At 59.4% G+C, this 20,454-nt stretch carries 15 protein-coding genes and 1 tRNA gene; 5 read left to right on the top strand and 11 right to left on the bottom strand.

The features are described 5' to 3' along the window. Positions 1–310 precede the first annotated feature (310 nt). Complete coding sequence (locus SBC1_RS30225; RefSeq protein WP_165103673.1) at positions 311–1,633, bottom strand: hypothetical protein; 1,323 nt, start codon at positions 1,631–1,633, stop codon at positions 311–313. Between the two features lie 360 nt (positions 1,634–1,993). On the opposite strand from SBC1_RS30225, the gene SBC1_RS30220 reads away from it, so the two are divergent. Together SBC1_RS30220 and SBC1_RS30215 are read left to right on the top strand one after the other, a co-directional pair. Then, complete coding sequence (locus SBC1_RS30220; RefSeq protein WP_165103670.1) at positions 1,994–3,445, top strand: serine hydrolase; 1,452 nt, start codon at positions 1,994–1,996, stop codon at positions 3,443–3,445. A 280-nt stretch (positions 3,446–3,725) separates the two neighbouring features. After that, positions 3,726–4,046, top strand: coding sequence for a hypothetical protein (locus tag SBC1_RS30215; RefSeq protein WP_165103667.1), 321 nt, complete (start codon positions 3,726–3,728; stop codon positions 4,044–4,046). 288 nt (positions 4,047–4,334) lie between these two features. On the opposite strand, the gene SBC1_RS30210 is transcribed toward SBC1_RS30215, so the two are convergent. Together SBC1_RS30210 and SBC1_RS30205 are read right to left on the bottom strand one after the other, a co-directional pair. Further along, positions 4,335–4,511: a LysR family transcriptional regulator gene (locus SBC1_RS30210; protein ID WP_241202370.1), complete on the bottom strand. Its 177-nt coding sequence runs from the start codon at positions 4,509–4,511 to the stop codon at positions 4,335–4,337. Positions 4,512–4,701: 190 nt separating this feature from the next. Further along, entirely contained in the window at positions 4,702–5,895 is a 1,194-nt protein-coding gene (locus tag SBC1_RS30205; protein ID WP_165103663.1) for a phytanoyl-CoA dioxygenase family protein, read from the bottom strand. 93 nt (positions 5,896–5,988) lie between these two features. On the opposite strand from SBC1_RS30205, the gene SBC1_RS30200 reads away from it, so the two are divergent. Further along, positions 5,989–7,029: a LacI family DNA-binding transcriptional regulator gene (locus SBC1_RS30200; protein ID WP_165103660.1), complete on the top strand. Its 1,041-nt coding sequence runs from the start codon at positions 5,989–5,991 to the stop codon at positions 7,027–7,029. A gap of 462 nt (positions 7,030–7,491) precedes the next feature. Here the strand turns inward: SBC1_RS30200 and SBC1_RS30195 are convergent. From SBC1_RS30195 to SBC1_RS30160, 8 genes are all read right to left on the bottom strand, one after another. After that, positions 7,492–7,587, bottom strand: a tRNA-Sec gene (locus SBC1_RS30195). 30 nt (positions 7,588–7,617) lie between these two features. Further along, complete coding sequence (gene selB, locus SBC1_RS30190; RefSeq protein ID WP_165103657.1) at positions 7,618–9,531, bottom strand: selenocysteine-specific translation elongation factor; 1,914 nt, start codon at positions 9,529–9,531, stop codon at positions 7,618–7,620. Then, entirely contained in the window at positions 9,528–10,973 is a 1,446-nt protein-coding gene (selA, locus tag SBC1_RS30185) for an L-seryl-tRNA(Sec) selenium transferase (RefSeq protein ID WP_165103654.1), read from the bottom strand. Before selA ends, selB begins: the two co-directional genes overlap by 4 nt. A 13-nt stretch (positions 10,974–10,986) precedes the next feature. Beyond that, complete coding sequence (gene fdhE, locus SBC1_RS30180) at positions 10,987–11,982, bottom strand: formate dehydrogenase accessory protein FdhE (RefSeq protein ID WP_165103651.1); 996 nt, start codon at positions 11,980–11,982, stop codon at positions 10,987–10,989. A gap of 102 nt (positions 11,983–12,084) precedes the next feature. Then, positions 12,085–12,741 (bottom strand): formate dehydrogenase subunit gamma, encoded by a 657-nt coding sequence (locus tag SBC1_RS30175; RefSeq protein WP_165103647.1) that lies wholly within the window; start codon positions 12,739–12,741, stop codon positions 12,085–12,087. Then, positions 12,728–13,660, bottom strand: coding sequence for a formate dehydrogenase subunit beta (gene fdxH, locus SBC1_RS30170; RefSeq protein ID WP_165103644.1), 933 nt, complete (start codon positions 13,658–13,660; stop codon positions 12,728–12,730). The genes SBC1_RS30175 and fdxH overlap by 14 nt, the downstream gene beginning before the upstream one ends. 9 nt (positions 13,661–13,669) lie before the next feature. Next, entirely contained in the window at positions 13,670–16,738 is a 3,069-nt protein-coding gene (gene fdnG / locus SBC1_RS30165) for a formate dehydrogenase-N subunit alpha (RefSeq protein ID WP_165103641.1), read from the bottom strand. 316 nt (positions 16,739–17,054) lie between these two features. After that, positions 17,055–18,182 carry an aminotransferase gene (locus tag SBC1_RS30160; RefSeq protein ID WP_165103638.1) on the bottom strand — a complete coding sequence of 376 codons (1,128 nt, stop codon included), beginning with the start codon at positions 18,180–18,182 and terminating at the stop codon, positions 17,055–17,057. Positions 18,183–18,356: 174 nt separating this feature from the next. Here SBC1_RS30160 and SBC1_RS30155 point away from each other — a divergent pair, with 174 nt between their 5' ends. After that, positions 18,357–19,517: a succinylglutamate desuccinylase/aspartoacylase family protein gene (locus SBC1_RS30155; RefSeq protein ID WP_165103635.1), complete on the top strand. Its 1,161-nt coding sequence runs from the start codon at positions 18,357–18,359 to the stop codon at positions 19,515–19,517. A gap of 89 nt (positions 19,518–19,606) precedes the next feature. Next, positions 19,607–20,404: an ABC transporter substrate-binding protein gene (locus SBC1_RS30150; RefSeq protein WP_165103632.1), complete on the top strand. Its 798-nt coding sequence runs from the start codon at positions 19,607–19,609 to the stop codon at positions 20,402–20,404. Positions 20,405–20,454: the final 50 nt, after the last annotated feature.

Genomic DNA, 20,454 nt, shown 5'->3' with positions numbered 1-20,454 from the left:
GGGATCACGGGGCGCGCGGGCGGCATAGAGAGGCTCGGAAGACTCGAGAGGGGCAAACCGTCGCGAGCACATCGCGCTTGGCGGACGATTAGACGTCAGCGGCAGGCTCAAGGTAGTCTCAAGCCTCCCGCGATTTGATACCTGAACCTTCACTCGAGAAGAGAGCACATGCCAGCAAAATCGAAAGCATGACAAATGCCCGCGGCGCTGTATTAGCAGCAAAGAAATTCCATCATGGAAACAGGCCGCTTGAAGCGGCCTGCTGCATATGTGAGTCAGCGCGCCCGGCGGCGCATGCGAGTGAGTGCGCCTACTCCCATCCCTGATACCCGGCTGGCTGCGCCGGATTGCCGTAACCGGCGGGGTACGGCCGCCGCAGTTCAGGCGGCGTGTACATCTGGTTATAGGCCGGATAGGCAGGCGGGCGGCCCACTATGACGACCTGCCGCGCCGCGGCTTGAGTCGGCGGCCGAGGGACGTAGGCGGACTGCGCGTAAGCCTGTTGATACTGCGCGGGCGGATACTGCGCGGGCGCGTACTGGTAAGCCTGAACGGTTCGAGGCGGCGGCGGCGCGTATTCCCGCCCGGAGTACCCACTTGGCTGCTCGGACTCTGTTGGCGCCTGGTTATAGGCCGGCGCCGCAGCGTATTGCTGGGGCTGCCGATTCTGATATTGCCGAGGTTGCCGGTTTTGCGCCGCTGGAGTCGCCGGAGCCGCTTGAGTTCCTTGCTCCGCTGCGTATTGCGGTCCCTCATCGGCCTGCCGATACCGCGGCACCGCCCGCTGAGCGTTCCGCGAATCGCGGCGCTGTGTTATCTGCGCGTCGTCATTGTCCGATTTTTCGTCTGGCAATGCCGCCACGGCTTGCGTCGGGATCAGTATCGGCGGCTCGGACTCGGTGGCAAACAGCTTCGGCGGCGCAGTCCGCGTAGAAACCTGCTTCAGGGGCACAGGTTGCGCTTCAGCCCGCTTGGGTGGCGTGACCTCCACCGAAGCCTGCCTCAACGGCGCGACCGGCGACGCGACCCGCCTCGGCGGTACAGACTCGAGCTGCGCGTAAACATGCTTCTGCGGGACGGGCGCGACTTGCGCGGGAACGCGCTTCAGCGGCACGGGCTCGGCCTGTGCGACGACCTGCCTGGACGGCGTGGCTCGGGCAGCAGCGACCCGCTTCGGCGATATGACCGGCGCGGGTACCGGCTTCGCCGGTGCGACTGGCGCGGACACTTGCCTCAGCGACGCGGCTTGCGATACGACCCTCCTTGGCGGCGCAATCCGCTCGGCGACCGGCTTCGGCGGTGCGGCAAGCTGCTTCGGCGATACGGACATGGCCGGCGCGGCAAGCAGCTTCTGTGGATGCTTCACCTCGTCACCCAAGGTCGCATAGGATTTCGAGTCTTCCCTGGCGCGCGCGTTATAGCCGATGAAATACGCGTAGCGCAGGTCTTTCAGGCGCGCCTGATTGTCGGCATCGGCGGAGACGCGTTCTTCGCCGGGATCGAGAGAGGCATCGACGGTCGAGTCTTCGTAGGCCGCGGCTGCAGCATCATCGGCGCGGGCGGATTCGGGATGCAGCGCGCCCACAGAAGACATCAGCGCGGCGGCTACCGCGACGAGCACTTTTTTTTCCATTCTTTCACCTCGGAATTCCGTGCGACAGGCCGCGTGGGATTCTCCAGTCTCCGGACCGGACTTTCACTCGCGCTTCCGGGATAACGACTCTTTTTAGCACGTCCTGAAGGGCTCAGGATGATGTTTCCGGGTATAACCCGAGCGAAAAACTATCTGCCGAACAACCATGGCAGTACCGGCGTTGTCGGTCCGGAATTTTTTGCCTGCTCCGGCGGCCATGGCACGCATCCGACACGCTGACGCTTCAGCTTGGTGACAAGAGCCCTGTTGGCGTACTCTCGCAGGTCAAACGTTTCTGACACCCTTAACCACTGATCGCGACAACACCGTTCAATCGACGGATACGGAGAGAGGGTCAAAATGCAGTTTCATGACAGAGTGCTTGCTTTGAATGACATCTCGCACGACCTCAGCACATTACCGAGCGGTGACACGGGCTCCCGTCTCACGTCGCTGTTAGCAGCCATCAACGCAAACAATCGCGCTGCGGCGATGGATTTTCTAGCCGCAAATTTAGCTCTTCCGCCATCCGCCGCTGTGGGGATCGAAGACTATGCGGAATGGATGCTTTCGTTCTATCGCGGCACGCAAGGAGTCGTGCTACGTGGGATCGAACCTGCAAACCGTCAAACGTCGCATCTAGTGCTCATAGTCGAAGACCGCCTTTATTCTGCGTGGCACCGGATTCGGGTGCATTTCGAAAGAGACGGCTTAGGTCCGATCATCGCGATCGGTGCCGGACCTGCCGACTCCGGAGATAACGGTGCAATAACAAAGGGCGAGTATGTGCGACTCGCCAGAACGCTCTGTGAACGAGGCTCCGAAGCCGCCGTGTTTTCTGGCTCAGTATTGGTCTCAAGCGGCGATGACGTGCTTTTCGAATACGCGTGCGGGGAATCTAACAAACGGTGTAGAACGCCAAACAACGCCGAAACGAAATTCAATCTCGGATCCGCGAACAAGATGTTTACTGCCGTTACCGTCGCGCAACTCGTCGAGCAGGGGCGCCTAAGCTTCGCCGACACGATCGACCGATACGTTGATGAGACTTGGCTACCCGCATCGGTTACAAGCGGCATTACCGTTCATCACCTGCTATCGCATACGTCGGGGCTAGGCAGTTACTTCAACGATGCCTTCTTCAACGGGTCTCGCGCCCTATACCGTGAGATCGACGATTTCAAACCGTTGGTTAGAGACGACCGGCCAGCCTTTACGCCGGGTGAACGCTTCGAATATAGCAACACGGGAATGCTGCTAGCTGGTGTGGTCATCGAACGCGTGACGGGTTTGAGCTATTTTGATCACATTCGGTCGGCGATCTATGAGCCGAGCGGCATGACTAACACCGACAGCTACGATATCGACGTGCCAATCGATAATCTCGCAATGGGATATATGCTCGCACCCGGATACGGCGGGAAACAGTTGGCCGTCGCAAACACTCAAGTCTGGCGCGAGAATATTTTTGAGCACGTTGCGAAAGGCGGGCCGGCCGGCGGGGGTTACTCAACGGTGCGTGACCTGCATCGATTTTCCCAGGCGCTACTCTCAGGCAAACTGCTTAGTGCCGATATGCGAAAAATACTTTGGACCGACCACTCAGGTGCCGGATATGGCTACGGCTTCATTGTCGAGCACACTCCCCGTGGCATAACCATCGGTCACGACGGCGGCTTTCCGGGAATCAGCGCTAGTTTCACAATGCACCTGGATAGCGGTCATGTCGTTATCGTTCTATCTAACTACGATGTCGGCACATTTGGGCTAACCCGTTGTCTTGACGACATGATCGCCCGGCTGCGCGGGTAAAAGCTTGTCGCCGTGATCCTGTCAGATGCTGCGCGGTACTAACGGAAGTGCTTGAGGAAATCGGTCTATCAGAAGTTTTTCCATTGTCCTTGGTATCGAGCAGTCATGTCGCCGCTGAACGGCGTCGCGGAGGTGCTGAGCGCAGACGAAAACCGCTCGCGGCGACACGCATCGTTTCGATGCCGATAACCGCTCGCGGCACGGCAACTGCTTCATTCGTGATCAAGCAGGCGGAGACCGTCTGCTTCTCTATTCCAGTCCCATCAAGGAGGGTCGGATCATGAATAAGGCAATCAGCACATTAATCGCGGCCGTCGCCGCACTCACGCTGTCGGGCGGCGCTTATGCGCAGGCGGGCGGAGGCTCAAGCGGCAGTTCGTCGGGCAGCACGGCTAGCCCTGCGAACCAAATGAACCAGATGCCCGGTGCAACGGGCGGCTACGGCACGCCAGGCACCACCAACTCGGACAGCGGCATGGCCGGCAAAGCGCCGAACTCGGGCCTGCCGAGTAGCAACAGCAATTCGACGTCTGGCACGAGTGCTCCCCCAAGCAACAACACGCTGGCCACCCCGAGCGTGAAGTCTCCGGCCGGCGGCTAATAACAGCAGGTAAGAACAACAACCAGCCGCGAACAAGCGCAAGCGCAAAACGAACTAGCGTGTCAATCGCATGGGGCGCAAGAATAATTGTGATCGGCGCCCCAGTTCGCGGCTAGCGTGGTTAGTCAATTCGATCTAATACGATCGACCTTCGCGGTCCCATGCAGTCCAGCGTCACGGATAGTAACAACTGCGCGACGAAACATAGTCATGGATGCGCAAACCCCGACGAGCGCATGAGCAACTCAAGCACTGACAGAGGACGACATCGAGAGAAGTGGATCGTCCTCAGCTCCCTGGATTGCGTGTCGTCCTGCGCACGAGCTGCACGGCAAGCCGCGTCTCCAGCGAGATCAGGTAGCGGCTTGCAGCGGACATGGAAAGATCCACGGCTTGCGCAGCCCGGTTGATACTGCCCGTCTCGGCAACCTCAACGAAGAGCTGTAGTTCCTTGAATTGGTCCATCTTGTATCACCCTACTTTTTCCGCCAAGTTGCGTCGCGCGGCAGATCCCACAGGCGCGCGATCTTCAAAACCCGATCGGCCGCCTGTTTGTCGTTAGCGGGAATGATACGGCGACCTATCTATCGCCGAATGACAAAAACACATCAAAAACACATCAAGCCGAACGTTTACCCGCGGATCAGGCGAGAAATTACGCCGTGCCACTTCGCGACGCGTGATCGTTCAAGGCTTGTGTGAATCTGGCGGGCTCCCAATCCTCGTCAAGTGCGCGTTGCATGAGTTCCCGCTGGCTTTCCGGCGCCAAGCCGCCGACCGGCGGATTGCGGTCGAGGTTGGTCGGGAACGGGTATCCCTCGGCGCAAGATGCAATTGCCGCGACGGCTTCGGCCTTACTCATTCGCCCCAACGCGCGACGCTCGCGCAACGCCGGATAAACCGCCTCGCACATGCTTCTACGGTCGATCACCTCCATTGCCCGGCCAAATGGCGACGAGACCTGCAGGAGATTCGCCATGCGCTGGATGTCCGCGGTGCGATTGGCGCCCGCTGCATGAAACAACGCGGGATTGAAGAACACGGCATCGCCCTTTGAAAGCGGCAGCTGGACGAAGTGCTCCTCGAAATATTCGCGGAAATCCGGCCGCCGCCATGCGAGGTATCCCTCGGCATATCGCTGTGAATACGGCAGAAATTTTGTTGGGCCGCTCTCGACCGGCATGTCGGTGTGTGCAACCGCTCCTTGCAGGGTGAGAAAGGCGGACATGCCGTGCACGTGCGACGGATAGTGTTCGGCCGCGCCAGTCGTCTGGAAACCAAGGTGGTAGTCGCGGTGCGCCATTTGAGCAGCGCCGCCGGGGCGCACCACATTGACCTGCGATGTCATCTGGTAACACGGGCCGAGCCACGCTTCCGACACGGCCAAAAGCATCCGGTTCGAGAAGTACTCCGCGAATACGTCAGGCGCACGAAGGCAGAGCTTTTCCTGCGCATTCCAGATGCGATCATTTGAGCCCGCCGCTGCAAAGTGGTCCGCGCCGCCTGAGCCCCGCTCCCGCTCATCGCGGATGATCGAGTCGAAGACGGTCGTGGCGTCATCAACGGGTCGTGTATCAGCGTATGCCCGCTGCAGCACCAGGACCCCGGCGCCATGCTGAAGGACGCGTGCCCACTCCGCCTGCAACTGCGCGCGGCCGGACGCGTCGCCTATGACACCGTCGAGCTGACTACAGTCGTACACGGGAATTTCGTGCGTGATTTCCGCCGCATAAAGCGTCGGGTGGTCGTCGCCAGCTTTGAGCTGGTCCACGAATTCGTCCAGCGAGCAATCACGTTCGCTGTACCACTGCTGCCCCCACTCCTCGACTCGTCCCTGGCTCGGTTTCATATGCGCCTCCACTATGAATCACAGCATAGCCCCCGACACTAGTGCCGGGTTATCATAAAACCATCAAAAATACATCAAGATGGAAGCCCGGGCATGGCACATCGTTTTCTTGTCAAGGAGATAGCCCTCCAGTCCGGGGTTGGAGTGGCAACGGTCGACCGTGTACTCAATGGTCGCGCCCACGTTCGTGAACACACGCGCAAGCGTGTCGAGCAAGCCATCAAGGAACTCGAAAAGCAGGAGCTGCAGTTGGCGACCGTGGGGCGAAAGTTCATGATCGATGTGGTCGTGGAAGCTCCCGCACGCTTTGCTGATGAGATCAAGGACGCGCTCGAAACAGAACTGCCCGTGATGCATCCGGTAGTCATTCGTCCGCGTTTCCAAATGCGGGACACGATGACAACGGCCGAGGTGGTCGAGGCGCTTCAGTCGATTGGACGTCGCGGAAGCCACGGGGTCTTCCTGAAGGCCCGCGATGTTCCCGAGATTACCGAAGCAATCGGCGACCTGCAGCGGCGCGGCATTCCGGTCATCACGATCTTCACCGATATCCCATTGTCCGGACGCATCACGTACTCGGGGCTGGACAATCGGGTCGCCGGCGCCACTGCCGCTTATCTTGTGGCGCAGTGGCTAGGCGCGCAGCCGGGCAATATCCTCATAACAATGAGCGATGAGCGGTTCAGAGGCGAGGAGGAACGCGAAATAAGTTTTCGGCGCGCTTTGAGAACCCGCTATCCACAGCTTACGTTGATTGATGCCAGCGGCGGCCACGGCCTTGACACACCCACTGAAAAGCGAGTGCTCGATGTCCTCGCCAAAGACATCAAAATTGCCGCGGTCTACTCCATGGGCGGAGGAAATGTCGCCATCCTGCGAGCGCTGGAAGCGCAGCAGCAATCGCCTGTTTGCTTTATCGGGCACGACCTGGATCGAGACAATGTGCAACTACTGCGCGAGGGTAAGGTGCAGGCAATTCTCCATCACGATCTGCGTCAGGATATGCGCTCGGCGTGCCAGCACATCATTCATTTCCACAAACTCATGCCAGCGTCAGCCGTGTCGCCGTCTTCTTCGGTTGTTGTCGTGACGCCAGAGAATATTCCCGAGCATATCGCGAGCCGGTTTCGTTGAGCCAAAGACCGGTTCGGAATACGAACTTATCCAGAACCCGTGTGCTCCTTATAGAACTGGTGGGCGATCCCCGTGACTACGCCGAACTGGCTCTTGCCGTAGTTCGGATCCCGGGCGGTTGCCGACCGCTGAGTGCGGTTCGTCAAACCAAGGGAATCGCGAGACAGAGGGCTGCTGGCGGTTTGATACGTCTCCGGCTTTGTTCTCGTTCAACTTTGGCCCGAGTGTATATTCGTCAACAGTGGAGACAAAGAGCCGAATAAGGAATCTCTTTCGCGGAGAGCGGGAAAATAAGTCTCGCTAGTGTCAGCGGCGATCCACTGCTTTTCATGTTTCGCTCGTGTCACACGGGGTAGCGTCGAGGCAACATGACTCGTAGCCGCTGGGGCCGCCAGCAGTTGAACCTCCTGATCTTCTGAAGGTAGAGACGCACGCCCTTTAAAAGAGTCCGGGAACCTCGACTGGCGGAAGGCAGCAGGAGTCGAACCTACCAGAGAGCGGCTGACGCCCTCTACTGGGTTTGAAGCCCAGCCGCACCACCGGATACGGATGCCTTCCTGCGATAAAACATTTGCCGCTGTTGATCAGTCAGAGCAGATCCAGCCAGCGGCTGTCCGTGCGCATGACATGCATGTCACGGTGAAAGCGAGTATAGCCAACCCGATCGAAGAACTCCAAAACCTGGATCGCGCGTTTGCGGCCTAGCGCGGTGATATCGCGGAAAGGTGCGGCCGCAAGTTTGCCATCACTCTTGCTCGCTTCAAGCGCCGCTAATGCCGCCAACTCGCGAATCGCCTCTCGATGATAAAAAAGATCGCGTACGACCTGGAACACCTCGCCCTGACGCGCGAGCTTGCGCATCAACTGACGCACACGCTCCTCGGGTAAACCGTACGCGGCTGCGAGATCGCGAACCCACGGCGGATTAAAGCGGCCAGCCAACACCACCGGCAACAACTTGCTGGCAAGCGCCTGCTCCGCATTGTCCAGCGTGACCGTATGACCTGGCAGATGCAGCCATGGCCCGCTTCTGACAATATCGCCGCGCGCGGAGGTGTCGTCGACTAACGCACGCCACAACGCATCGTCCGCCAAAGGTGCAACCATCCGCCGTAAGCGCGACGAATCTGGTCCTTGTTCATCGGGCGAGCGCTCATGGAATTGCTCAAGCGTCGCCACCAAGCGAGCCGACAACGCGCACCATGCCACGTCTGCGACCAGCAAGGCGTCGTCATCGGATAAAGCGACCACGTGCGTCCCGGCAGGAAGCTGCAGCGCCGCTGCCGGCATGCCGGTCAGATGCTCCAGCAGCGAACGCGAAAGACCATGCGGCGCCTGATCGAGCAATGCATCGAGCGTACCTGTGTCTAGCATGACCTGCATTGCATCGAGCCACGCTAGCCGCTCAAGTGTTCGACGTTTGCGCGCAGGACCAAACGGATCGAGCACATGGCCCCCCCCTACGGTCCGGTTCGCCTGCGCGTTTCTCACGATAAACCGGTCCCCCGGCACCGCACACATCGGCCGCTCGAACACAAGTTGTACACGCGTGGTATGCCTCGGTGTCAGCGACTCGCCATCAAGCAATGCCACGTGCGCAACCTGATGCTGCGTTCCCAGATGCACATGCAACGGCGCCCAATGCTGCAACGTGATAGCGGCGTCGGACAACAGGCTCAGCGTTACATCAATACGCTCCGATGACCGCGTCAGACGCGGGTCGACGATCCAGTCGCCGCGATCTATTGCATCCTTCTCGATGCCCGCGAGATTCAGTGCGCAGCGTTCACCCGCGCGCCCCGTGGAAGCTGCGCGGTTCTGTGCATGGATGCTGCGCACGCGCACGGGTTCGCCTTCGGGCGCAAGCAACATGGTCTCGCCCACGTTCACGCGCCCCGACACCACCGTACCCGTCACAATCGTGCCTTGTCCGGCCAATGTGAACACACGATCGATTGCCAGCCGGAACAGCCCGTCGTCGCGACGTAGCCGCCAGGCTGAAGCCGCCGCTCGCAAGTGCGCGTTCAATGCGGCCACGCCGGGGTCGTCAACGAGCGTCGCGTTGATGTCAAACACGGGAGCATCCTGCAGCATGCTGCCGCTCAGGAATGCCCGTATCTCCTCATGCACCTCGAGCAAGCGCTGCGTTTCAACACGATCGATCTTCGTCACCGCAATGGCGCCCTGCTTCACGCCGAGCAACTGCAAGATTGCCAGATGCTCGCGTGTTTGCGGCATCACGCCGTCGTCGGCGGCAATCACGAGCAACGCGTAGTCAATACCGCTCGCACCCGCCGTCATTGTGTGGACAAGTTTCTCGTGCCCCGGCACGTCGATCAGGCCGAGCACATCGCCGTTATCGAGCGGCACATACGCATAACCCAGTTCGATCGAAATGCCGCGCGCCTTCTCTTCTTTCAGCCGGTCGGTGTCCACCCCCGACAGCGCGCGCACCAGCGTAGTCTTGCCATGATCAATATGCCCCGCTGTCCCTACGATCATCCCGCACCGCCCGAACCGCTCGAACAAGCTAACTGCGCGACCAGCTCCGCCTCATCCGCGGCCTCGAGGCAACGCAGATCAAGATGCAGGGCATCGTCGCCAATACGCCCGATGACCGGCCGTGACATTTCTCGCAGGATTTTTTCGAGCGCAAGCAACTGCCGCCCGCCGCGTTTGCCATCCATCGTCCTGATCACGAGGCCGTAGCTCGGCAGCACGTCCACCGGCAACGCGCCGCTGCCGATCTGGCTGAACATCGGCTCGACGGCGACCTCATAACGCTCACCGATCATTTGCTGCAAGACAGGTTGGAGACGTTCGCCTGCGGCACGCATGGCGTCGGCGGGACGCGTGAGCAAGCGCAACGTGGTCAGGCGCTCCGCCAGCATTTCCGGTGCGCGGTACAAACACAAGACCGGCTCCAGCGCGGCGAGCGTAAGTTTGCCCACGCGCAGCGCGCGCTTGAGCGGATGTTTCTTGATCTTCGCAATCAGGTCGCGCCGACCCACGATCAAGCCGGCTTGCGGGCCGCCAAGCAGCTTGTCGCCGCTGAACGTGACCAGATCGGCGCCTGCGAGAACGGTCTCACGCACGGTAGTCTCACGTGGCAAGCCCCATTGCGTGAGATCGACCAGCGTACCGCTGCCCAGATCGACCGCCACGGGCACGCCGCGTGCCGTGGATAGCGGCAGCAACTCCGCGACGCTGACCTCCTTGGTGAAGCCGCTAATGGCATAGTTGCTCGTGTGGACTTTCATCATCAGCGCCGTTCGCGGGCCAATGGCTTCCTCGTAATCCCTCAGATGCGTACGATTCGTAGTGCCGACTTCGCGCAGCTTCGCGCCGGCGCGGCTCATGATGTCGGGAATGCGGAATGCACCGCCGATCTCCACCAGTTCCCCACGCGACACGATGACTTCTTTCCTCGACGCCAGCGCGGACAACGTCAGCAATACCGCCGCCGCGTTGTTGTTGACCACGGTCGCCGCTTCAGCGCCGGTCAGTTCGCAGATGATTTCGTCGATCAGGTCGTCGCGATCGCCGCGCTTGCCCGTGTCGAGATCGAATTCAAGGTTCGAGGGCTGCGTGAGCGCCTTGACCACCGCGCTGACGGCCTCGTCAGGCAACAACGCGCGACCGAGATTGGTATGCAGCACGGTGCCGGTCAGATTGAACACGCTGCGGAATTTCGCCTGGGCGCGCTTGCGCAGCCCTTTGCCGACTGACAGCGCGAGTTGCGGCACTTCGAGTGAAGCAACCAACGCCTGACCCGCCTGCGCCGCCACGCGCCACTCATCCAAAGCGCCGCGCAACCCCGCCAGCACCTGCGACCGGCCAAACGCTTCAGTCAGCGCCAGGAAATCCGCCGACGCCATCACCTGCTCCACCGAAGGCACACGCGCCATCAGTGCCCGTAATTCGACGCTCGTTACATCGCTCACAAGCCGATCCTTTTTAACTGGACTTGTTGGGTTGGTCTGTTTTTTCGTCGACTTGTTCCGGCCAGAGCCACGGATGTGGCGAAGCACGCCTATACCCCTCCTCGCCCATCAACAAGTCCAGCGTCAGGCTGGCCAGATCGTCGGCGAAAGGTTCGAAATCGTAATCCTTGTCCTGATAGCCGATCTTGCGATACGTATGGCATTCGTCGCACGATTCAGCCTTCAACGGCGCATTCTTCGATTCGGCTTCCCTCGTCTGCGTATCAGCATCAGGACTTCCAAGCGCGTGATACGCGATGCCTTTCGTCGAATCGCAATTCGAGCATTTCGAGCGGACCATATGCCACTCGGTCGCGCACAAACCGCATTGCAGGAAGCGGTAATTGTCATACACGCCGCCCACCCGCACGGTGCTGGCGACCGGCTGCGAACCGCAGACTGGGCACAGGCCAAGGGATTCCAGATACGGCACATCGCGCTTGTCGATGTCGGCGGCCAGATCGGTCCAGACCACTTGTAGCGCGGCCGATATGAACGGCGCGCTTGCCGGATCCACTTCGGCGAAACGTTGCGCGAAGATCGCGTCGGCTTGCGCGTCAAGCGCGGCTGCGTCGAGTAATCCAAGTTTCTTGATCAATTGCTCAAGCGCGGGCGTAAGCGGACCGGCGGCTTGCAGTTTGTCCAGCAAGCTGATCAGAACATCTCGCCAGGCCGGATCGCGCACACCGGAGAGCGCGGGAATCAAGGGCATGGAATGCTTTTGCGCGCTCGCAATCAACTCGGCGCTCGGCGGCCTCGCCTTGAAGCTCGTCATAGTCTCCTGCTGCGCGTCCGCCAGCGCGGCCATCAGGCGCAAGTAACCCGCTATGGGATTGCTGCGTTCGGCAAGCTGGCGCAGCCGCGCCGCGCGCGCGAGAAACACGCTCGCACGCTCAGGCGTGCGGATGCGTGGAATGGCCGACTGATCGAGCGACTCTATTTCGCCCGCTTCCAGGATGCGTTGGACCACGGTTTTCGACCTCTTGAAACTGAAGAGCCCCCGCGTTTTTCCTGAGCGACGAACGCGGGCGGCCCGATTACGTCGGACTTTGAGTCGGACTTCAGGTCGGACTCACTTCCCGATCGTTTCATTGAACCATCGCGGATGATGCTTTTTCGCCCAGCCGTACGTCACGGTGCCACGCGTCATGGCGCCGATCGACCCCTTGACCCACAACGCAGCATAAATATGCACCACGATTCCAACGATCAGGACGAACGCGGCGGCAGCATGAACAACCGCAGCGAGGCGAATGATCTCGATCGGAAAATAGATCGAGAAATAGCGTCGCCAGATCACAATGCCGCTTGCAAGCAACGCCAGCAGACAAATGACCATCGTGAAGAACAGCAGCTTCTGTCCCGCATTGTACTTACCAATAGCAGGCAGTTTTTCTTCACGATTGTTAAGCACGTCGTCTATCTGACGCATCCACTGAAGATCGCTCTTGTCCAGATAGTTGTGATGCCAAAAGCGCAGCGCAAGAATCAGGAACGAGAGGAACATCACGCAGCCAATAAACGGATGCAGGATACGCGTCCATTGTCCCCCGCCTAGAAGCGCATACAACCACGACATGGCCGGATGAAACATGGCCAGCCCGGACAACGCCAAGAGGATGAACGTGATGGCGGTAATCCAGTGGTTCGTGCGCTCGTTCGGCGTGTAGCGCACGATCAACCCGTTCCCCCTTACGTCGCGAAGGGCGGGATCATTATGGTGTTTCATCGGATGGCTCCCGTGAACGGCGTGCTTCCTCGGCCTCATGTTGCGCTTCGGCTTCCTCCGCCTCCGACACCTCGTTCGGCCCAACCCGCGTGTAGTGGAAGAAACCCGCCAGCGCTGCGACCGCGATACCGGCAAGCGCCAGCGGTTTCGCCAGTCCCTTCCACAGATAAACCATCGGGCTGATCTTGGGATCTTGCGGCAAGCCGTGATAAAGATTGGGTTTGTCGGCGTGATGAAGGACGTACATCACGTGCGTACCCCCCACGCCGGCCGGGTCATACAGCCCTGCATTCTCGAAGCCGCGTTCCTTCAGATCCACGATCCGGTCGGCCGCCTGCTGCTTCATGTCTTCCTTGGTGCCGAACATGATCGCCCCGGTCGGGCAGGTCTTCACGCAAGCCGGCTCCTGTCCAACCGCAACCCGGTCCGAACAGAGCGTGCATTTATACGCGCGGTTGTCCTGCTTCGAGATCCGCGGCACGTTGAACGGGCAACCCGTCACGCAGTATCCGCAACCAATGCAGTTCTCCTCATGAAAATCCACGATACCGTTCGTATATTGCACGATCGCGCCCGGCGACGGACATGCCTTCAGGCAACCCGGGTCTTCGCAATGCATGCAGCCGTCCTTGCGGATCAGCCACTCGAGATCGCCTTCGGTGTTCTCGTATTCCGAGAACCGCATGACCGTCCACGAGTGTTCGGTCAGGTCGCGCGGGTTGTCGTAGATGCCGGTCGTATGACCCACTTCATCGCGCAAGTCATTCCATTCCATGCAAGCCGTCTGACACGCCTTGCAGCCGATGCACTTCGATACATCGATCAGCTTGGCGACTGTCCCCGTGACCGGTACGCGAACCTGCGGTTCGGGCAGCGTGGTGGCGGAGAGACGTTTGATATCCAATGATTGCAGTGCCATCTCTTCTCCTTATGCCTTTTCGACCCTGACGAGGAACGACTTGAATTCCGGTGTTTGCGAATTCCCGTCGCCCACGGAAGGCGTTAGCGTATTGACGAGATAGCCCGGCTTCGTGAGTCCCTTGAAGCCCCAATGCAACGGCAGTCCAACTGTCTGTACCTTTTTCCCCTCGATCATCAAAGGTTTGATCCGCTTCGTCACTACCGCGACGGCCACAATGTGCCCGCGATTGGACGACACCTTCACGCGATCCCCCGCGACTACGCCCACCTCCTTCGCCAGATCCTCGCCAATCTCCACGAACTGCTGCGGCTGAATGATCGCGTTGAGACGCGCATGCTTGGTCCAGTAGTGGAAATGCTCGGTCAACCGATAAGTCGTTGCCGTATGCGGAAAATTCTCGTGCGTGCCGAACGCAGCCCGGTCGTCGGGGAACACGCGCGCCGCCGGACTGCTGACAACCGCCTTGTTGTCCGGATGCATCGGGTTGTAGCCCAGCGGATTTTCGAACGGCTCGTAGTGTTCCGGGAAAGGCCCTTCCACCAGGCCGTCGCGGGAGAAGAATCGCGCCACGCCTTCCGGATTCATGATGAACGGATTCATGCCGTTTTCTGGCGGCTCGTCCACCTTGAAATCAGGAATATCTGCCCCTGTCCACGCTTTTCCGTTCCACGCAATCAGCTTGCGAGTGGGATCGAAGGGCTTGCCGCTGACGTCGCATGAAGCGCGGTTGTACAAGATCCGGCGGTTCGCGGGCCATGCCCATGCCCAGTTCAGCGTGTTACCAATACCGGTCGGGTCCGAGTTGTCGCGGCGGCCCATAAGATTCCCCGCCTGCGTCCACGCTCCGCAGAAAATCCAGCATCCGCTGGCCGTGCTGCCGTCGTCGCGAAGTTGCGCGAAGCTCGACAACTGCTCGCCTTGCTTGGCGAGGACCTTGGTTTTGTCGGTGATATCGGTCACGTCCGCCAGCGCCTTGCCGTTGAACTCCATCGCGATTTCTTCAGGCGTCGGGCTTTCCGGATCGGCGTAGGGCCAGCTCATGTTGAGAATAGGATCGGGATATTTCCCGCCCTGCTCCTTGTACGCCGCCCGCATGCGCAGCCACAGCCCGGACATGATCTCGAGATCGCTCTTCGATTCCCCCGGGCCTTGCGCGCCTTGCCAATGCCACTGCAGCACGCGGCTGGAACTCACCAGCGAGCCGCGCTCTTCTGCAAAACACGTGGTCGGCAAGCGGAACACTTCCGTCTGAATCTTCGATGCATCAACGTCATTGAACTCGCCGAAGTTCTTCCAGAACTCCGACGTTTCGGTCGCGAGCGGGTCCATGATGACGAGCCACTTCAGCTTGGCGAGACTCGCGCCAATCTTCGACTTGTTCGGCGCCGCCGCGAGCGGGTTGAAGCCCTGCGCAATATAGCCGTTCATCTTGCCCTGGTTCATCAGCTCAAACACTTGCAGCATGTCGTAGGACTTGTCGAGCTTGGGCAGATAATCGAATCCGAAGTTGTTATCGGCCGTTGCGTTAGCGCCCCACCACGACTTCATGAAACTCACATGGAACGCGCGGTAGTTGCGCCAGTAGCTCAACTGGTTCGGACGCAGCGGCTGCGTTGCGCGCTTCTTGATGTAGTCCTCGAAATCCTGCTCGCCTTCCATGGGTAGCGTCATGTAGCCCGGCAGCAGGTTCGACATCAAGCCAAGATCGGTCAGCCCCTGGATGTTCGAGTGGCCGCGCAAGGCATTCATGCCGCCGCCTGCAATGCCGATATTGCCCAGCAGCAATTGCACCATCGCGCCCGTGCGGATGATCTGCGAGCCCACCGAGTGATGCGTCCAGCCGAGTGCGTACAGGATCGTACCGGCGCGTCCGGGCACGGCGGTGGATGCCAGCATCTCGCAGACCTTAAGGAATTTCTCCTTGGGGGTACCGCAAATTTTTTCCACTTGCTCGGGCGTATAGCGCGAGTAGTGCTGCTTCATCAGGTTGTACACGCAGCGCGGATGCTGCAACGTGGGGTCGATCCTGGCGTAACCGTCATCGCCGCGTTCGTAGTCCCAGGTCGCTTTGTCGTAGCTGCGCTTTTGTGCGTCATAGCCCGAATACAAGCCATCAGTGAACGCGAAATCCTCGCGGACAATAAACGGAAAGTCCGTGTAATTCTTGACGTACTCGTGCTGGATCTTGTCGTTGGTGAGCAGATAATTGATCACGCCGCCCAGGAACACGATGTCCGAGCCGGTCCGGATCTGCGCGTAATAATCCGCGACAGAAGCTGTCCGCGTAAAGCGCGGATCGACCACGATCAATCTTGCCTTGCGGTGCGCCTTGGCCTCCGTGACCCACTTGAAACCGCATGGGTGCGCTTCGGCTGCATTGCCGCCCATTACCAGAATCACATCCGCGTTCTTGATGTCGACCCAATGGTTCGTCATCGCTCCACGGCCAAACGTCGGGGCAAGACCTGCCACCGTGGGACCGTGTCAGACACGTGCTTGATTATCGAATGCGAGCATGCCGAGACTGCGGACAGTCTTGTGCGTCAGGTAACCCACTTCATTGCTACCGGCCGATGCTGCGAGCATGCCGGTAGTTAGCCAGCGGTTCACCTTTTTGCCGTCTTCCGTTGTCTCGACAAAATTGGCGTCGCGATCTTCCTTCATCAGCTTGGCAATGCGATCGAGCGCGTCCTCCCACGACACGCGTTTCCATTCATTCAATCCCGCCGCGCGATATTCCGGGTATTTCAGGCGGCTAGAGCTATGAATGAAGTCGATCAGGCTTGCGCCCTTGGGACACAAAGTGCCGCGATTGACCGGGTGATCCGGATCGCCTTCAATATGAATAATGCTGGACTTGGCGTTCTTGGCGTTGTCGCCCAGACCGTACATCAGGATGCCGCAACCTACCGAGCAATAAGGGCAGGTGTTGCGGGTTTCAGTGGTACGCGACAGCTTGTATTGACGGACTTCCGCTAACGCGGGTGCTGGCGAGAAACCCATGAGGGCCAAACTCGATCCGGCAAGCGTGCTTGCTGAAACCTTCAGGAACTGTCGGCGGGACATTTGTAACATCGCGCGCCTCGGCATTTTTTGGGGCTGAATCAATTATAGGTTCGCGCCGGGAATTACGCAGGGGGAACGCACGGCCGTTCGCATGACTAATTAGGCCGGAAATAAGGATCCAATTAGTATGATGTGGACGTGGAGCGGACTAAGGGCGGACATTGATTTCCGCAAAGCAGCATGACCCTTGTTACGCTGGACGCGGCGGCGCAACCGCCGGCAAGGGGCACAAAACCGAAGGCGCCGGCGGCTTCGATGACGGCCTATAGGGAACCGGTGCGGGCAGCAATAAATAGCGCTCCCGCCGCTAGCCGCCAACACTTGATTACCGACGTCCGATATCCACGAGGAAGCCGGAAACCTTAGCGAGCCCCTGTTGAAGGACATCGAGCGGGTTAGCGAAACCGATGCGTATATACCCTTCCATATCGAACGCGCTGCCCGGGGTGAACATAACGCCCGTCGCCTCGATCAGCGCAGTACAAAAGTCAGTCGACGACATGTCGACATCAAACTTGAGCAGACAGACCGTCGCTGCCTTGGGCTTGATATAGGACACCAGCGGCTCCTTGCTGATCCAGTCGTCGAGAGCGCCAAGATTAATCCGCGTAATAGCATGGTTGCGCGCAAGGATCTTGTCCTTGGCCTCAAGCGCAATGGAAGCAAGATAGTCGTCGATCATCCCCACGCTGATAGTGTTGTAGTCACGATGAATGCACACCGCTCGAATCAGGTCGACCGGTCCGGCAATCCACCCCAAGCGCAAGCCGGCCAGCGACCACGTCTTCGACATACTGCCGGTACTGATACCCCGCTCATACAGATCGGCAACAGACGCCGTGAATCCTGAGCCTTCCTGGTCCGTTCCCCGATAAACCTCATCGCACAAGAGGTATGCGCCGCACGATTGAGCGATGGCTACGACCCCCTTGAGAAAGGCTTCATCCATCAGCGAGCCAGTCGGGTTGTTCGGGTTGTTGATGGCGATGAGCTTCGTTTTCTGATTCGCCAGTGTGCGGAGCTCGTCGAGATCAGGCAGAAACCCGTTCTCTTCACGCAGCGTCATGGTCTGCACGTCAGCACCGTAGCTTTCGGGAATCGAATAGTGCTGCTGGTACGTCGGCAACACCGCAATCACACGGTCGCCGGACTCGATCAGTGTCTCGTAAACCAGCGCATTGCCGCCTATAGCGCCATGCGTCACGACAATATTCTCCGGCGTCTGCCGTTCATATAACGCCGCGATGTTGCCCCGCAACCGGTCCGACCCTTCGATCGCTCCATAGGTCAGCTTCATGGGCAGAAGCTCGTCGAGCAGGCTGTCGCGCTTGCCGGTCAGTTCGAGTAATTGCGCCACGGTCAGCGATTCAACGCAGGTTTCAGCGAGGTTATAACGCGCCTCATGCTCGTACCGGTCCATCCAGCGTTCGACAAGAAAGTCCTTGATCTTCATTGAAGTCTCCGTGAGTCGGCTACCTGCGACGATAGCCGAAATGGTGGGCAAAAAACACAACTGGGCCAGGCCGTCCCTGCTGAACCGGCCAACATCGACGCGTTCATTTTCCGTTTGACCTATTATATTTTACAGTCTATCTTAGACTAATAAGTACATTTTTCGCTAAACGACATGACGCTATCGACTGAATATTCCGAGTTGCCCGCCCTCTCGCCGGGTGCCTCGCATCGCCTGTTGAAACACACCTTCGAGGGCGTTGGGTCCATTGGGTCGGGACTTAGTGCGTATATCCAGGCGGGTTTGCATGCGGACGAGTTGCCCGGAATGTTGGTGATCCAGCATCTGCTCGAAGCACTGGTCAAGCTGGATAACGCGGGCCGCATCCGTGGACGGATCGTTGTGCGACCGTTCGCCAATCCCATTGGTTTGGGTCAACGCGTGTTCGGCGCGCATACAGGACGCTTCAATCTCGACAACGGCGAAAACTTCAACCGCCGTTTTCCCGATCTCACCTGCCGCGTGGAAACAGCCCTGGCTACACGCGATATTGCCCACAACGACGTGAAGAGCGCGAAGGCTTTGTTCGCCGACGTGGCGGCAGAACTAACGCCGCTCGATCCGGTCGCTGCGATGAAAGCGGCGCTGCTGACCGAAGCGCTGCAGCACGACATCGTGCTGGACCTGCATTGCGACACGGACGGCATCCTGCATCTGTACAGCAGTCGTAGCCAGCACACCCAAGCCGTTGCGCTGGCTCGATGCATGGGGATCAAAGCGGTGTTCCTGGAAGACCGCGCAGGCGGAACGCCGTTCGACGAAGCCGTTACGCAATGCTGGTCGGTGCTTCAACAAGCGGGCGTAGTGGATGAGGAACACGCCGCGTTTTGCACGTCGGTCGAACTTCGCGGGCAGGCTGACGTCTCGGACGCTTTTGCGCATGCCGATGCCCAAGGCATCCTGCATTACCTCGCTTTGCGCGGCCTCGTGGATCTCGATCCCGACAACGACCACCATTCTCATCCGCTCGCCGAGCAAGACGTCATGGTCTTCCCGCTCGAAGGCGTGTCACATGTGCCGGCACCGGTCGGCGGTCTCGTCGCCTATAAGAAGCGCCCCGGCGATACGGTAAGAACCGGTGAACTCATCGCGGAGATTATTCCGCTGCTCGGCGCGCCAGGCGCGGCGCGTCATCCGGTATTCAGCGACGTTGATGGCCTGCTGATCGTGCAGCAATACATGAAGCTCGTTCGCCCCGGCCAGCGCGTTGCTCTGCTCGCAGGCAAGGAAGCGCTGCCTCATCGCAAGACCGGTCAACTCCTTAACGACTTTTAGCGGCATCCAGGCGCGGGTTTCAATCACGCTGCGCCAACTACGTTTTCTTAGCCCGTTTCACTCTTTAACACGCGGAAGTGAGGATAACCATGAGGCAAAATGCGTTAAGTGCCATGCTTGCGGTTGCGCTATGCGCGGCGTCCATGTCGGTAGCGGTGCAGGTTCAGGCGAAGGAGATTTCGACCATCCGCTTCGGTGTTGAAGCGGCTTATCCACCGTTCGAATCGAAGGCGGCGGACGGCCAGCTGCAGGGCTTTGACATCGACCTTGGGAACGCGCTTTGCGCGCAGTTGAAAGCAAAATGCGTATGGGTCGAGAATGCATTTGATGGCCTGATTCCCGCGTTGCAAGCACGCAAGTTCGACGCGATAGACTCCGCGATGAACATCAACGCAAAACGCAGCGAGCAAATCGATTTTACCCAACCGCTTTACCGAACCCCCGCCCAACTGGTCGCACGTGCGGGCAGCACCTTGCAGCCTACGGCGGCGTCGCTGGCATCGCATAAGGTGGGCGTGCTGCAGGGGTCGATCCAAGAGCAATACGCGAAAGAAGCGTGGGCCGCGAAGGGTGTCGACGTGGTCAGTTATCAAACGCAGGACCTGGTCTATGCCGACCTGACAGCCGGACGTCTGGATGCAACCTTCGTCGATGCGACCGCCGCGAGTCTTGGGTTCCTGAATCAGCCTGCGGGAAAGGGGTTTGCTTTTGCGGGAGCGCCGGTCAAGGATGCAAAGGTCATTGGCACGGGGGTAGGTATTGGTGTACGCAAGGGTGACAAGGAACTGGCCGACGCGCTCAACGGCGCGTTTCTGGAACTGAAGCGCAACGGCACTTACCAGAAGTTGTTGAAGAAATATTTTACGGTCGATCTAGCGGTCGACTAAACCGCGCGTGCGGAACATCGCACGACTGTTCCGCACAAACCGACATTGAG

Source organism: Caballeronia sp. SBC1, from assembly GCF_011493005.1.
In the GTDB taxonomy this organism is placed as follows: Bacteria; Pseudomonadota; Gammaproteobacteria; order Burkholderiales; family Burkholderiaceae; genus Caballeronia.
This window is presented reverse-complemented; position numbering and strand designations above follow the sequence as displayed.

Excerpts from the sequence above, each read along its gene's own strand:
- SBC1_RS30225 (WP_165103673.1), bottom strand. The coding sequence starts at position 1,633 with ATGGAAAAAAAAGTGCTCGTCGCGGTAGCCGCCGCGCTGATGTCTTCT.
- SBC1_RS30220 (WP_165103670.1), top strand. The coding sequence starts at position 1,994 with ATGCAGTTTCATGACAGAGTGCTTGCTTTGAATGACATCTCGCACGAC.
- SBC1_RS30215 (WP_165103667.1), top strand. The coding sequence starts at position 3,726 with ATGAATAAGGCAATCAGCACATTAATCGCGGCCGTCGCCGCACTCACG.
- SBC1_RS30210 (WP_241202370.1), bottom strand. The coding sequence starts at position 4,511 with ATGGACCAATTCAAGGAACTACAGCTCTTCGTTGAGGTTGCCGAGACG.
- SBC1_RS30205 (WP_165103663.1), bottom strand. The coding sequence starts at position 5,895 with ATGAAACCGAGCCAGGGACGAGTCGAGGAGTGGGGGCAGCAGTGGTAC.
- SBC1_RS30200 (WP_165103660.1), top strand. The coding sequence starts at position 5,989 with ATGGCACATCGTTTTCTTGTCAAGGAGATAGCCCTCCAGTCCGGGGTT.
- selB (WP_165103657.1), bottom strand. The coding sequence starts at position 9,531 with ATGATCGTAGGGACAGCGGGGCATATTGATCATGGCAAGACTACGCTG.
- SBC1_RS30175 (WP_165103647.1), bottom strand. The coding sequence starts at position 12,741 with ATGAAACACCATAATGATCCCGCCCTTCGCGACGTAAGGGGGAACGGG.
- fdxH (WP_165103644.1), bottom strand. The coding sequence starts at position 13,660 with ATGGCACTGCAATCATTGGATATCAAACGTCTCTCCGCCACCACGCTG.
- SBC1_RS30160 (WP_165103638.1), bottom strand. The coding sequence starts at position 18,182 with ATGAAGATCAAGGACTTTCTTGTCGAACGCTGGATGGACCGGTACGAG.
- SBC1_RS30155 (WP_165103635.1), top strand. The coding sequence starts at position 18,357 with ATGACGCTATCGACTGAATATTCCGAGTTGCCCGCCCTCTCGCCGGGT.
- SBC1_RS30150 (WP_165103632.1), top strand. The coding sequence starts at position 19,607 with ATGAGGCAAAATGCGTTAAGTGCCATGCTTGCGGTTGCGCTATGCGCG.